A 13,312-nucleotide genomic window follows, 5' to 3' on the forward strand; every position below is an offset into this window, starting at 1 on the left:
TGAAATGAAGGTTTAGACATGAAAGAAGACAAGGTTTTAATATTACGTACCTGTGCTAATAATATGGCCGATCACGGCGGAATCATCTGGCCGTTAAGCGGTATCGTAGAGTGTAAATACTGGAAGCCGGTTAAAGGCTTTGAGAACGGACTAACGGGGCTAATCTGGGGAAAAGGATCGGATTCACCGCTGAGCCTGCACGCTGATGCCAGGTGGGTTGTCGCTGAAGTGGATGCCGATGAGTGTATCGCTATTGAAACTCATGGCTGGATTAAATTTCCCCGTGCTGAGGTTCTTCACGTTGGAACGAAAACCAGTGCGATGCAATTTATCCTGCACCATCGGGCTGATTACGTTGCCTGTACGGAAATGCAGGCCGGGCCTGGAGCGCCTGATGTCACTTCAGAGGTAAAGGCAGGCAATCGATCGCTGCCTGTAACAGATGATATTGATGCGACCATCGAATCAGGCAGTACGCAGCCGACACAAACGATTGAAATCGCAACCTATGGCAGTACGCTCAGCGGCACGCATCAGAGTCAGCTGATTGCCGGATATGGCAGTACTGAGACGGCGGGTGATAGCAGCACATTAATTGCCGGTTATGGTAGCACCGGTACAGCGGGATCAGACAGCACATTAGTCGCGGGCTACGGCAGTACCCAAACCGCAGGTGAAGAGAGCAGCCAGATGGCGGGTTACGGCAGCACGCAGACCGGCATGAAAGGCAGCGATCTCACCGCCGGTTACGGCAGTACCGGCACGGCGGGCGCCGACAGCTCCCTGATCGCCGGTTACGGCAGTACCCAGACGGCGGGAGAAGACAGCTCGCTGACAGCCGGTTACGGCAGCACGCAGACCGCGCAGAAGGGCAGCGATCTTACTGCAGGTTATGGCAGTACCGGCACGGCGGGTGCCGACAGTTCATTAATCGCGGGCTACGGAGCACCCAGACGGCCGGGGAAGAGAGCACCCAGACAGCCGGTTATGGCAGCACCCAGACCGCGCAGAAGGGCAGCGACCTTACGGCCGGTTACGGCAGTACCGGTACGGCGGGTGACGACAGCTCTCTGATCGCCGGTTACGGCAGTACCCAGACGGCGGGCGAAGACAGCTCGCTGACAGCCGGTTACGGCAGTACCCAGACCGCGCAGAAGGGCAGCGATCTTACTGCAGGTTATGGCAGTACCGGCACGGCGGGTGCCGACAGTTCATTAATTGCGGGCTACGGCAGCACCCAGACGGCCGGGGAAGAGAGCACCCAGACAGCCGGTTATGGCAGCACCCAGACCGCGCAGAAGGGCAGCGACCTTACGGCCGGTTACGGCAGCACCGGCACGGCAGGCTCGGACAGCTCAATCATTGCAGGTTACGGCAGCACCCAGACCGCCAGTTATCACAGTAGCCTGACGGCGGGCTACGGCAGTACGCAGACGGCGCGCGAACAGAGTGTGCTGACGACCGGTTACGGCAGCACCTCAACCGCCGGCGCCGACAGTTCCCTGATTGCAGGCTATGGCAGCACGCAGACCGCCGGTTACAACAGTATTCTGACGGCCGGTTACGGCAGCACCCAGACGGCGCAGGAGGGCAGCGATCTCACCGCAGGTTATGGCAGTACCTCAACCGCCGGTGCCGACAGCTCCCTGATTGCGGGCTATGGCAGCACGCAGACCGCCGGTTACAACAGTATTCTGACGGCCGGTTATGGCAGCACCCAGACGGCGCAGGAGGGCAGCGATCTCACCGCAGGTTATGGCAGTACCTCAACCGCCGGTGCCGACAGCTCCCTGATTGCGGGCTACGGCAGCACCCAGACCGCCAGTTATCACAGTAGCCTGACGGCGGGCTACGGCAGTACGCAGACGGCGCGCGAACAGAGTGTGCTGACGACCGGCTACGGCAGCACCTCAACCGCCGGCGCCGACAGTTCCCTGATTGCAGGCTATGGCAGCACGCAGACCGCCGGTTACAACAGTATTCTGACGGCCGGTTACGGCAGCACCCAGACGGCGCAGGAGGGCAGCGATCTCACCGCAGGTTATGGCAGTACCTCAACCGCCGGTGCCGACAGCTCCCTGATTGCAGGCTACGGCAGCACGCAGACAGCGGGTTACAACAGTATTCTGACGGCCGGTTACGGCAGCACCCAGACGGCGCAGGAGCGCAGCGATCTGACCACGGGATACGGCAGCACCTCAACCGCCGGTGCCGACAGCTCCCTGATTGCGGGCTACGGCAGCACCCAGACCGCCAGCTATCACAGTAGCCTGACGGCGGGTTACGGCAGTACGCAGACGGCGCGCGAACAGAGTGTGCTGACGACCGGCTACGGCAGCACCTCAACCGCCGGTGCCGACAGCTCCCTGATTGCAGGCTACGGCAGCACGCAGACAGCGGGTTACAACAGCATCCTGACGGCCGGTTACGGCAGCACCCAGACGGCGCAGGAGCGCAGCGATCTGACCACGGGCTACGGCAGCACCTCAACCGCCGGCGCCGACAGTTCTCTGATCGCGGGCTATGGCAGCACGCAGACAGCGGGTTACAACAGCATCCTGACGGCCGGTTACGGCAGCACCCAGACGGCGCAGGAGAATAGCGATCTGACCACGGGCTACGGCAGTACCTCGACGGCGGGTTACGACAGCTCGTTAATCGCGGGCTACGGCAGCACGCAGACAGCGGGTTACAACAGCATCCTGACGGCCGGTTACGGCAGCACCCAGACGGCGCAGGAGAATAGCGATCTGACCACGGGCTACGGCAGTACCTCGACGGCGGGTTACGACAGTTCGTTGATTGCAGGCTACGGCAGCACGCAGACCGCCGGTTATCACAGTATTCTGACGGCCGGTTACGGCAGCACCCAGACGGCGCAGGAGCGCAGCGATCTGACCACGGGCTACGGCAGTACCTCGACGGCAGGCCCCGACAGTTCCCTGATCGCGGGCTACGGCAGCACGCAGACCGCCGGTTACAACAGTATTCTGACGGCCGGTTACGGCAGCACCCAGACGGCGCAGGAGAATAGCGATCTGACGACCGGCTACGGCAGTACTTCTACGGCAGGTTATGAGAGTTCACTGATCGCAGGCTACGGCAGCACCCAGACCGCCAGCTTTAAAAGTACGTTGATGGCTGGTTACGGGAGTTCGCAGACTGCCAGAGAACAGAGTTCGTTGACTGCCGGATACGGCAGTACCTCAATGGCCGGTTATGACAGCTCATTGATTGCCGGTTACGGTAGTACCCAGACGGCGGGTTATCAAAGTACGCTGACAGCCGGTTACGGCAGCACGCAAACGGCCGAGCACAGTAGTACGCTAACGGCAGGTTACGGCAGTACTGCAACGGCGGGCGCCGACAGCTCCCTGATCGCAGGCTACGGCAGTTCGCTGACCAGCGGTATTCGCAGCTTCCTGACGGCGGGTTATGGCAGTACGTTGATCAGCGGACTTCGCAGCGTACTCACCGCCGGTTACGGAAGCAGCCTGATTTCGGGCAGACGCAGTAGTCTGACGGCGGGATATGGCAGTAATCAGATCGCCAGCCACCGAAGCTCGTTGATTGCTGGCCCGGAAAGCACCCAGATCACCGGCAACCGCAGCATGCTGATTGCGGGAAAGGGCAGCTCACAAACGGCGGGTTATCGCAGCACATTGATCTCCGGGGCAGACAGCGTGCAAATGGCCGGAGAGCGCGGCAAGCTGATTGCCGGAGCGGACAGCACCCAAACCGCCGGGGATCGCAGCAAGCTTCTGGCAGGCAACAACAGCTACCTCACCGCTGGCGATCGCAGCAAACTCACGGCAGGCAATGACTGCATCCTCATGGCGGGAGACCGAAGCAAGCTGACGGCGGGCATCAACAGCATTCTCACCGCCGGATGCCGTAGCAAGCTGATAGGAAGCAATGGTTCAACCCTGACCGCCGGGGAAAACTCAGTTCTGATTTTTCGCTGCTGGGATGGAAAGCGCTACACTAACGTGGTCGCTAAAACCGGAAAGGGGGGAATAGAAGCGGATATGCCTTACCAGATGGATGAGGACAATAATATCGTGAATAAACCCGAAGAATAATCGCCATAACAGAGGGAATGTTCGCGAGGGGACGGGAGGTTTAAACAGCGCGCAGCCAGGCTTAAAAAAGCAGAGAAGCGTGTTCTTGTTGGTTATTTATCTGTCCCTGAACACAGTAAAGCCGACCTGAACGGCCTGTTGTGGTCCAGGCCGGCCAGGCCAACAATGCCAGGGAAAAGCAAAAAGGCCCATTGCTGAGCCTCTGCAAAAAGACCTGATGACTCAGGGGCGCCAGACTGTGCCATCCGGAGTCCTGGCCATCGTCCAGGTCGGATTGCCGCCCTCGCAGGGGAATTTCGCCGCCAGCGCTTCGTTGATATCAATCCCTAACCCCGGCTTGTCATTGACGTAAGCATAGCCCTGATCCACTTCAGGACAGCCCGGGAAGACTTCACGTAGCGCATCATTCATTGGCGTGTATTCCTGAATGCCGAAATTAGGCGAGCTCAGATCCAGATGCATGTTTGCGCAAACCCCAATCGGGGAGATATCCCCAGGGCTGTGCCAGGCGGTGCGAACACCGTTTAATTCACTGTAGATGGCGATTTTTTTCGCCGGTGTGATACCGCCAATCGAGCTGATATGACAGCGGATATAATCAATCAGCTTATTGTCGATCAACGGCTTCCACTCATTCACGTTAACGAACAGCTCGCCCATTGCGATCGGCGTGGAAGACTGCTGGCGCAACATTTTCAGCCACTCCGTATTCTCGGGAGCAACCGGATCTTCAAGGAAGAAAAGCTGATAAGGCTCCAGCGCTTTAGCCATATGAATGGCATTAATCGGCGTAATACGTTCATGGGCATCATGGAGTAGCTCAATGCTGAAACCCAGTTTATTACGCAGATGATCAAACAGACGCGGAATGCTTTTCGCATAGGCTTCCGGATCAAAATAGATCCCCGGGGCTTTGGTGCGAGGCGAGCGCTTGGGTTGAATATTTTTCGCTTTCACCATGCGATTGGCAATCAGTCGCAGGTCATCAGTACCGGCACCGCCGTACATGCCCATCTGGCAGCGAATATACTGGTAGCCTTCTTCCATTTTGGCGCGAGCGCTGTCTTCCACTTCAACTTCATCGGCGCCATCGGTGTGCACATAGAGCGCAATACCGTCGCGACATTTCCCACCCAGCAGTTCATAAACCGGCAGGCCAGCCTGTTTACCTTTGATATCCCATAGCGCCATATCAATGCCGGAAAGGGCATTATTCATTACCGGACCATTGCGCCAGTAGCCACTCACTGCGGCGGACTGCCATATATCTTCTATTCTGGCGGGATCTTTGCCAATCAGAAACGGGGCAAGGTACTCATCAATGGCACTTTGTACGGCGTAAATGCGCTGGGTAAAGGTGGCGCAACCCAAACCGTACAGTCCGGGCTCATTAGTTTCAATTTTAACCACCACCAGATCGATGCCGCCCGGCGCAGTCAAAATTGTTTTTACATTGGTGATGAACAGATTGCTCACACTAGCTCCTTATTATTCAGAACATTAACCGCACCGTACTCATCTCTGCTACGCAGGGTTTAATGGTATGTTGTCATACAACATTGCCTTTCTATCATAAATTTATCCGGCTTGAATTCTGCACTGCTATTTTTGTGACGGCGATCTAATGAAACGTCTCAGGCTAAATGCATTGTTTTTATGTTTATTAAATACAATGACTTGATGGGTTTTTCTGTTAAGCATTTGTGATATGTGCCTCATAAATACGCTTTGTGTATTGATTTAATCTGCCGGAAAATTCACCTTAATAAGATAGTTGTCATACATATTTAAAGGTGGATTATGACTGCAATGTTCGATCTGACCGGTAAAACGGCTTTGATAACGGGGTCCTCCCGCGGCCTGGGGTTTGCCTACGCCGAAGCATTAGCCGCTGCCGGGGCAGACGTTATTTTGAACGGCACGCGTGAAGCGGTGCTGAACGAGGCCGTTGAACAGCTTAAAAATAAAGGCTATCGCGTCTCCGGCCGGGTGTTTGATGTGACCAGTGAAAGCGCGATAGAGCAGGTGTTCGCCAGTCTGGATGAGCAGGGCATCGCAGTCGATATCGTAATAAATAATGCCGGGATCCAGTACCGCAAACCCATGCTGGAGCTGGAACTGGAAAACTGGCAAAAGGTGATTGATACCAACCTCACCAGCGCCTTTCTGGTTTCGCGCGCGGCAGCCAAACGCATGATTGCCCGCGATCGGGGCGGCAAAATCATCAATGTCGGTTCGTTGACCAGCCAGGCAGCCAGGCCAACCGTTGCACCTTATACCGCTGCCAAGGGCGGCATTAAGATGCTGACCTGCTCAATGGCGGCCGAATGGGCGCAGTTTAATATCCAGACCAATGCGATTGGGCCGGGATATATCCTGACAGACATGAACAGTGCGCTGGTGGACGATGCCCGGTTCGACAGCTGGGTGAAAAGCAGTAACCCTTCGCAGCGCTGGGGACGGCCAGAAGAAGTGGCCGGTACGGCCGTTTTTCTTTCATCGCCTGCCTCAGATTATATCAATGGTCAGATTATCTACGTGGATGGCGGCTGGCTGGCCGTGCTGTAAGCGTTATTGACCCGGAAGAGGAAAAACATGTGCACAGCATAATGACGCATGCCTGCGTGGCAAAGGGCAAAAAAGAGATCGCGGTTGAGCAGCGCGAACTGAAGTATTCGGATGATGATGTCGTTGTTCAAGTGGAGTGCGGCGGCATCTGCGGCTCGGATATTCATTATTACCATGAAGGACGTGCCGGATTATCCGTGATTAAGCAACCGCTGGTGATAGGTCACGAATTTGTGGGGCGGATTTTCCAGGCGCCGGCAGCATCAGGGCTAGAACCGGGACAAAAAGTCGCGATTAATCCATCACAGCCATGTGGTCAGTGTGAGTATTGTCGGGCAGGTAAACAGAATGCCTGCGCCACCATGCGCTTTATGGGGAGCGCCCAGTTCACTCCGCACGTGAATGGTGGATTTGCACAATATGTCGTGGTGCCTGCGAAGCAGTGCGTGACTTATGATGAGCAGGTTCCGGCCAGCGTCATGGCCGTTGCTGAGCCTACCGCCGTCGTAATCCATGCGCTCAACGTGGCAGGCAGCATCGTCGGGAAAAGGGTGCTGGTGATGGGCGCGGGCCCCATCGGCGCCTTAGCGATTGCCGCCGCAAGCGCTTCCGGCGCGGCAGAGATCGTGGCGTTCGATCCGAGCGAGCGCTGCCGCCGCATCGCGGTAGAAATGGGGGCTGACTCGGCAGTGGATGCGAGCGATCGTGCCGCCGTTGCCCGCTACGGTGAAAATCGGGGATATTTCGACGTTACGCTGGAAGCCAGCGGAGCCGAAGCAGCGATTGAATCCAGTATTTTGGTTACGCGGCCTGGCGGCGTTGTGGTTCAAATTGGGATGGGAAAAAGTCCGCTTAATTTCCCGGTAGCGCAGATGCTGGTAAAAGAAATTAGCTGGAAAGGCTCCTTCCGTTTTATCGATGAATTTGATGTGGCGGTGAAATGGCTGGAAAAGGGCATTATCGATCCGCGTCCGATTCTTTCCGGCAATTATGCCTATCACGATATTGAGGCGGCATTAAAGGCGGCCAGTGATAAAACACAACATTCAAAAGTATTAGTTCAGTTTTCATAAAATATCTCAGAACCTGTAGTTATTACTCTGGCTTAAAACATCGGTGATTGTCGCGGGTGAAGAGATCCTCACGCTCCGCGTAAGCGGCACTCGCCTGTCATTTAGTCGCCTGTTAACGCATCGTCGACCTCAGGGTGAAAACATGAGTCATTTAAATACCAACACCACAGAACGTAATACCTCTGATCTGGTCCGGGCATCCGTATCAGGATGGCTGGGTACAACGTTAGAATTTATGGATTTCCAGCTCTATTCTCTTGGTGCGGCGTTAGTTTTTCATGAAGTCTTTTTTCCCGAACAGTCGGGTGCGATGGCGCTGATTCTGGCAATGGGAACCTACGGTGCAGGTTATATCGCGCGAATCGTCGGCGCCGTTTTTTTTGGGAAAATGGGCGACCGTGTTGGCCGAAAAAAAGTCCTGTTTATCACTATCGCCTTAATGGGCGTTTGTACCACCTTAATTGGCGTATTACCCACTTACCAGCAGGTGGGTATTTTAGCGCCCTTGCTGCTGGTGGCGCTGCGTATTATTCAGGGATTAGGCGCCGGTGCAGAAATATCGGGTGCCAGCACTATGCTGGCTGAATATGCGCCCAAAGGGAAAAAGGGCATTATTGCCTCGCTGGTTGCCATGGGCACCAACTGCGGCACGTTAAGCGCAACCGCCATCTGGGCGGCTATGTTCTTTTTCTTCACCAATGACGAAGTCATTGCCTGGGCATGGCGTATTCCTTTCCTGGCCAGTTTCGTCGTGATGGGATTTGCTATCTGGCTGCGTTTCAACCTGAAAGAAAGTCCGGTGTTTGAAAACGTTGCCGAGTCTGCCACCGTCAAGCCCCACGATCAGCCGGCACAGTCTGTTTTCCAGTTAATCAAAGGCAAAGCCTTCTGGATTGCTACCGGGCTGCGATTTGGTCAGGCGGGTAACTCGGGCATCATCCAGACCTTTCTGGCGGGTTATATGGTTCAGACGCTGTTGTTCAATAAGGCGGTTCCCACCGATGCCATCATGGTGAGCTCGGTAATAGGATTTATGACAATTCCTCTTATCGGCTGGCTCTCAGACCGGATAGGGCGCCGTATTCCTTACCGCATTCTGACGCTGGGCTCGATTATTCTGGCTTATCCGATGATTTCACTCATCGTCGATAACGCGCAGGCGGTGAGTACCATCATGGTTTGCCTGATCGTCATTCACAATATCGCAGTGTTGGGCCAGGCGGCGATTGAAGGGATCACCATGGCAGAGATGTTTGGTTCCAGAAACCGTTTCGCGCAAATGGCCATCTCTAAGGAGATCGGTGGGCTGTTTGCCACTGGCTTAGGGCCGCTCCTGGCCGGTATTTTCTGCCAGCTCACGGGCACCTGGTATCCGATTGCGATCATGCTGATCGGCTATTCCTGTATCGGCCTGCTGGCTTCACTGATAATGCCAGAGGTGGTGGATCGGGATCTTACCGCAGAGGCCGATGCCTCGGGCGGCGTGCCGGATGGTTGTCATCCTGTTGCCCCCTCGATCCGGGCAGGAAGCGGCGAGTAAGGCAAGGTTGAACCCTGTCTGTCACTGCGTTAGCGCAGGACTTTGCTGGAAAGGATAAGATAGAATGGCGTCATGTAGGACATCATATGAGAAGGTGTTGTGAGCATAAAATCCATTCAGAAACAGAACGTCGTTAACGAAGTGTTCGAGCAAATTAAGGCGAAGCTACTGGACGGTAGCTGGTCCGCAGGCACGCGTTTACCTTCTGAAGCGGAGCTGACGCACTCTTTTAATGTCAGCAGGGTCAGTATACGCAGCGCGGTGCAGCGCCTGCGCGATCTGGGTATCGTGATTACCCGTCAGGGCAGCGGCAGTTACGTGTGTGAAGACTTTTCGCCACAGATGCTTAATCACAATGCCAGACCGTTAATGCATCTGAGCCGGGAAGCCTTTAACGACATGATGGTTTTTCGCCAGACCGTCGAGTTTAAATGTGTTGAGCTGGCAGTGGAACATGCCACAGAAGAGGATATTGGCCTGCTGGAGCAGGCGCTCAATAACATGCTTATTAATAAAGGCGATTATAAGAAATATTCGGAAGCGGATTACGAATTTCATCTGGCGATTATCCGCGCCTCTCATAACAGCGTGTTTTACAACGTGATGAAGTCAATCAAAGATATTTATTACTATTATCTTGAAGAACTGAATCGCTCACTGGGCATTACGCTTGAAAGTGTTGAGGCGCACATCAAAGTCTTTATGGCGATTAAAAACCGCGATGCGTCCTCGGCGGTACAGGTGCTGAATGAGGCGATGAAACATAACGTGGTCGCCATCGATATGATTAAAAAAGAAGAGGGGGAATAGGCTGTTTCGCGCTGCGGGAACGCGAAAAAAGCCACCCCTTCTGTAGGCTGAGGAAAACAGGATTCACCGTGACAGGCTTCTTATTGCCATTGCCCTGCTGGTCCGTTTTATCGCCAGTAACGCGCTGGTCTGGGTCATGAGCACGTAGCGATCCAGCATTCTGTAAGAAATGAGGGCGAAGCGGCAGGTTAGCCATAGGGCTCTTCCGACGTGAGTGGTGAAGTTAACTGTGGCAGAATAAACAAGGGAGCCAGTGGACCGGGCTCCCTCTTCAATCAATGCAGGCAGCACTGCTTGTATTTTCTTCCGCTGCCGCAGGGGCAGGGATCGTTGCGGCCCGGCTGTTTTTCCGCAGTGACCGGCTGCTGCACCTGAGGAATCGCTTCGGGCTGTGAGATCCAGTAATCATGAAGCGCCAGGGCGGCAGGGCGGATAGCATCAATGCTGCTTTCCATTTCTTCAGGCGTGAGCGCATCAACCTTTTCCAGATTCTCTTCTGTGCCGTGCAGGGCGATGGCGTCCAGTGAGTCCTGGAGTTCAGCAGGGAGTGCAGACCAGTCGGTTAAGGCCACGCCGCGCATATAGCCGTAGCACCACTCTTCAACGACGGTAAATTCCAGACCTTCCATTTCGCGCACGCCAAACAGGGGTTCAAACTGTTCTGGAAACTCAGACAGGCGGTCAGCAATGTCATTCATGTGCTGGAAACTGAGTTCCATAAAGCGCGTCATTTCGCGCTCATTACTCCATTTGGGAATATGCTTTTCGCCGCCCCAGAGCGCGACAAGCCAGCGGCTTGGCTCTACCGTCGTCGGACCTGAAAGCACGGCAGTAAGCAGGCCATCCAGTTCTGAAACATCAAGAATCGACGCTTCACTACCGTATTTTTCCAGCATATCTTCGAGCCATTGCAGCTCTTTTTCGCTTAACGGGCCTTCTTTCATGGGATATCTCCGAACGTGTCTGGTGCAGCAGAAAATTTACTGCGTGTAAAAACGCGCAGTGTACACGCTTATTGCGCTGATGGCAGTGTCGTCGGGTTGCCCTGAACGGCAGCGGACTCAGCAGAGGCATTACCAGGCCTGCTATGTTACTCTTCGCGGCCTGCAATACGTTTTCCTGCACGATCGTGGCTATATCAGGCGCCAACCTGCTTCGTTTCCCTTACGTGTGTCCTGCCAGGGGTGACATCCTTCAGTAGGAAACGATGACCAGAAGCATAAAGATTTGGCTAATCTGTGTCGATATAGGCACAGCGGAATAATCCCCCGGCATGATGCTGATATGAACGTTCGTCAGTGCCTGATAACAACAATAAAATGGGCGCGAGGACGTGACCAGAAAAGAGTATTCACCCCAGAGGTTACACCGCCTGTTGAGCGGATGCGGGCACCTGTTTAGACGCAGTGCAGTTCTGATGATAAGCGCGCTGTTATTGGCTGCCTGCGGCACGCTGTCGCAGACCTCTGCGCCAGCAGGCGACAAGCTTTATCTGACGCACAGCGATTTTCATGACAACCTGGACGATCTGGTGCGCCATTATATGCAGCGTAAACAGGTGTCCGGCATCAGTATTGCAATTATCCATCATCTTAATCCCACCTTGTTTTACAGCGCGGGTGTCACCGATGACGTACATCGCTATCCGATTACGCCTGAAACCTTATTTGCGCTCGGCTCACTGAGTAAAGGCGTAACCGCAGAGGTGATTATTGAGTTGGTTAACGAAGGCCAACTGCACTGGAGTGACACGCTGGCCGATTTGTTGCCCTCTGACGTCAGATTGAGCCAAGATGCACGTCAAATCACGCTATTACAGTTAGTGACCCATACCTCGGGTTTGCCGCGTCAGGATATGGATTTGCCGATGTTTATGCAGTTTATGGGCTATCTGCGCAGCGGTCAGAACTTTTATGGCAACCTGGATAGTGATGACGTTCTGGAATACCTGGCGGATTTTTCTGCGCCGCGTCAGCGGGGAGCGCAATACTCTAACCTTGGCTATGCGCTGCTGGGCTATATTTTGCGTGAACGCTGCCATAGTGATATTGAAACGCTTGCCCACCAACGGATTTTCCGACCGCTGGGAATGAACAACACCAGCTTTGTGCCTGAGCGTTTAAGCGGTTTTTCCACACGGGCGTTAGGGCATGCTGGCGATCAGCCAAAGCTTATCCCGCGCGGTGATCTCACCCCGGACTGGCGTTTCCAGCGTAATATGGTCGCGGCGGGCAGTCTTTACAGCAACGCACGGGATCTGAGCGTCTATCTGCGTGCACATCTCACTGCGGGCAGCGATCCGGCGCGTAATCGTGCCTTTGCTGAGATCAATAAAGGCGTGTATCAGCAGGGCGCACAGACGCAGAATATCGCCTGGGTTACAGACAGGCTGGCAGGAAGGAACATTACCTATCAGGTCGGCTATATTGGTGGTTATTCCGCTTTTATCGGTTTTGACAAGCAGGCAGGCAATGCCATCGTGGTACTGCAAAACGCGTTTAACTGGAGCAACTATCTTGGTATCACATTGTTGCTTAACCTGGCAGAGAAAGACAGGTAAGGTGTAGGTTGGGTCCAGAATGAGTCGTGATTCCTTACACTTACCTTTATGAGTGACGGAACCGCAGCCCTGTTTAGATTGTCTTCAGAGTAGTCTACTGTTATTAAAATCAATTCAATGTGGAAATTATTATGCGCAGGACTCAAATTGCTTTTATTTCAGCTGGTTTACTGTTCGGCTCGCTGAGCCTGATCCCCGCCGCTCAGGCTGCGGGTGAAACCACCGACAATGTGCCACCGCCGCCGCAGATTCAACCGGCCAATCCAACCGCTCAACCTGGCGATAACAACGCGCAGCCCGGTGCTGCAGCACCTGCCCAGCCGCAGGCGCCGATGAGTTCTGACTCTAACGACGGTATTACCCCAACAACGCCTTCGCAGTCAGCAGGCAATCCAGGTAAGCCAAATTACGATCTCAGCACCATTATCATTGATTATAAAGAGCATAAAATCGGTGATACCGTGCCTGATAAGTACCGCAGCAAGACTTACACCATCACAGAGTGGCAGAAACGTAATTTGCCTGCGCCTCAGCCAGATACCCACTGGGCTTATATCAATGCCAATTACATTCTGATTACTAACGACACCGGTAAGATCGTTATGGGTAAATCCGGCGATATCTTCTTCCGCGGATAGTCCTGCGGCGCTTTGTTAGTTATCTCTTCTTTCAACGGCCG

At 54.5% G+C, this 13,312-nt stretch carries 8 protein-coding genes and 1 pseudogene; 7 read left to right on the forward strand and 2 right to left on the reverse strand.

The window, feature by feature from the left end; translation table 11 throughout:
- The first annotated feature begins 18 nt into the window (after positions 1-18).
- A pseudogene (locus tag EL29_RS00335) lies at positions 19-4,082 on the forward strand (beta strand repeat-containing protein).
- Between the two features lie 222 nt (positions 4,083-4,304).
- Here EL29_RS00335 and EL29_RS00340 read toward each other — a convergent pair.
- Positions 4,305-5,558 (reverse strand): enolase C-terminal domain-like protein, encoded by a 1,254-nt coding sequence (locus EL29_RS00340; RefSeq protein WP_015701020.1) that lies wholly within the window; start codon positions 5,556-5,558, stop codon positions 4,305-4,307.
- Positions 5,559-5,882: 324 nt separating this feature from the next.
- Between EL29_RS00340 and EL29_RS00345 the strand changes: the two genes are divergently transcribed.
- From EL29_RS00345 to EL29_RS00360, 4 genes are all read left to right on the forward strand, one after another.
- Positions 5,883-6,650: an SDR family oxidoreductase gene (locus tag EL29_RS00345; RefSeq protein ID WP_024472364.1), complete on the forward strand. Its 768-nt coding sequence runs from the start codon at positions 5,883-5,885 to the stop codon at positions 6,648-6,650.
- 41 nt (positions 6,651-6,691) lie between these two features.
- Positions 6,692-7,723, forward strand: coding sequence for an L-idonate 5-dehydrogenase (gene idnD / locus EL29_RS00350; protein WP_028714786.1), 1,032 nt, complete (start codon positions 6,692-6,694; stop codon positions 7,721-7,723).
- Positions 7,724-7,865: 142 nt separating this feature from the next.
- Complete coding sequence (locus tag EL29_RS00355) at positions 7,866-9,263, forward strand: MFS transporter (RefSeq protein WP_014595264.1); 1,398 nt, start codon at positions 7,866-7,868, stop codon at positions 9,261-9,263.
- 99 nt (positions 9,264-9,362) lie between these two features.
- Positions 9,363-10,073 carry a FadR/GntR family transcriptional regulator gene (locus EL29_RS00360; protein WP_013024491.1) on the forward strand — a complete coding sequence of 237 codons (711 nt, stop codon included), beginning with the start codon at positions 9,363-9,365 and terminating at the stop codon, positions 10,071-10,073.
- A gap of 275 nt (positions 10,074-10,348) precedes the next feature.
- Here EL29_RS00360 and EL29_RS00365 read toward each other — a convergent pair whose 3' ends face one another.
- Positions 10,349-11,017: a YecA/YgfB family protein gene (locus EL29_RS00365; protein WP_014606658.1), complete on the reverse strand. Its 669-nt coding sequence runs from the start codon at positions 11,015-11,017 to the stop codon at positions 10,349-10,351.
- A gap of 473 nt (positions 11,018-11,490) precedes the next feature.
- Between EL29_RS00365 and EL29_RS00370 the strand changes: the two genes are divergently transcribed.
- Positions 11,491-12,633: a serine hydrolase domain-containing protein gene (locus EL29_RS00370; RefSeq protein ID WP_024472366.1), complete on the forward strand. Its 1,143-nt coding sequence runs from the start codon at positions 11,491-11,493 to the stop codon at positions 12,631-12,633.
- A 131-nt stretch (positions 12,634-12,764) separates the two neighbouring features.
- Entirely contained in the window at positions 12,765-13,271 is a 507-nt protein-coding gene (locus EL29_RS00375) for an RcnB family protein (protein WP_014595268.1), read from the forward strand.
- The last annotated feature ends 41 nt before the right edge of the window (positions 13,272-13,312 follow it).

The organism is Pantoea ananatis LMG 2665, assembly GCF_000710035.2.
Taxonomy (GTDB): Bacteria; Pseudomonadota; Gammaproteobacteria; order Enterobacterales; family Enterobacteriaceae; genus Pantoea; species Pantoea ananatis.

Excerpts from the sequence above, each read along its gene's own strand:
- EL29_RS00365 (WP_014606658.1), bottom strand. The coding sequence starts at position 11,017 with ATGAAAGAAGGCCCGTTAAGCGAAAAAGAGCTGCAATGGCTCGAAGAT.
- EL29_RS00355 (WP_014595264.1), top strand. The coding sequence starts at position 7,866 with ATGAGTCATTTAAATACCAACACCACAGAACGTAATACCTCTGATCTG.
- EL29_RS00345 (WP_024472364.1), top strand. The coding sequence starts at position 5,883 with ATGACTGCAATGTTCGATCTGACCGGTAAAACGGCTTTGATAACGGGG.
- EL29_RS00370 (WP_024472366.1), top strand. The coding sequence starts at position 11,491 with ATGATAAGCGCGCTGTTATTGGCTGCCTGCGGCACGCTGTCGCAGACC.
- EL29_RS00375 (WP_014595268.1), top strand. The coding sequence starts at position 12,765 with ATGCGCAGGACTCAAATTGCTTTTATTTCAGCTGGTTTACTGTTCGGC.
- idnD (WP_028714786.1), top strand. The coding sequence starts at position 6,692 with ATGACGCATGCCTGCGTGGCAAAGGGCAAAAAAGAGATCGCGGTTGAG.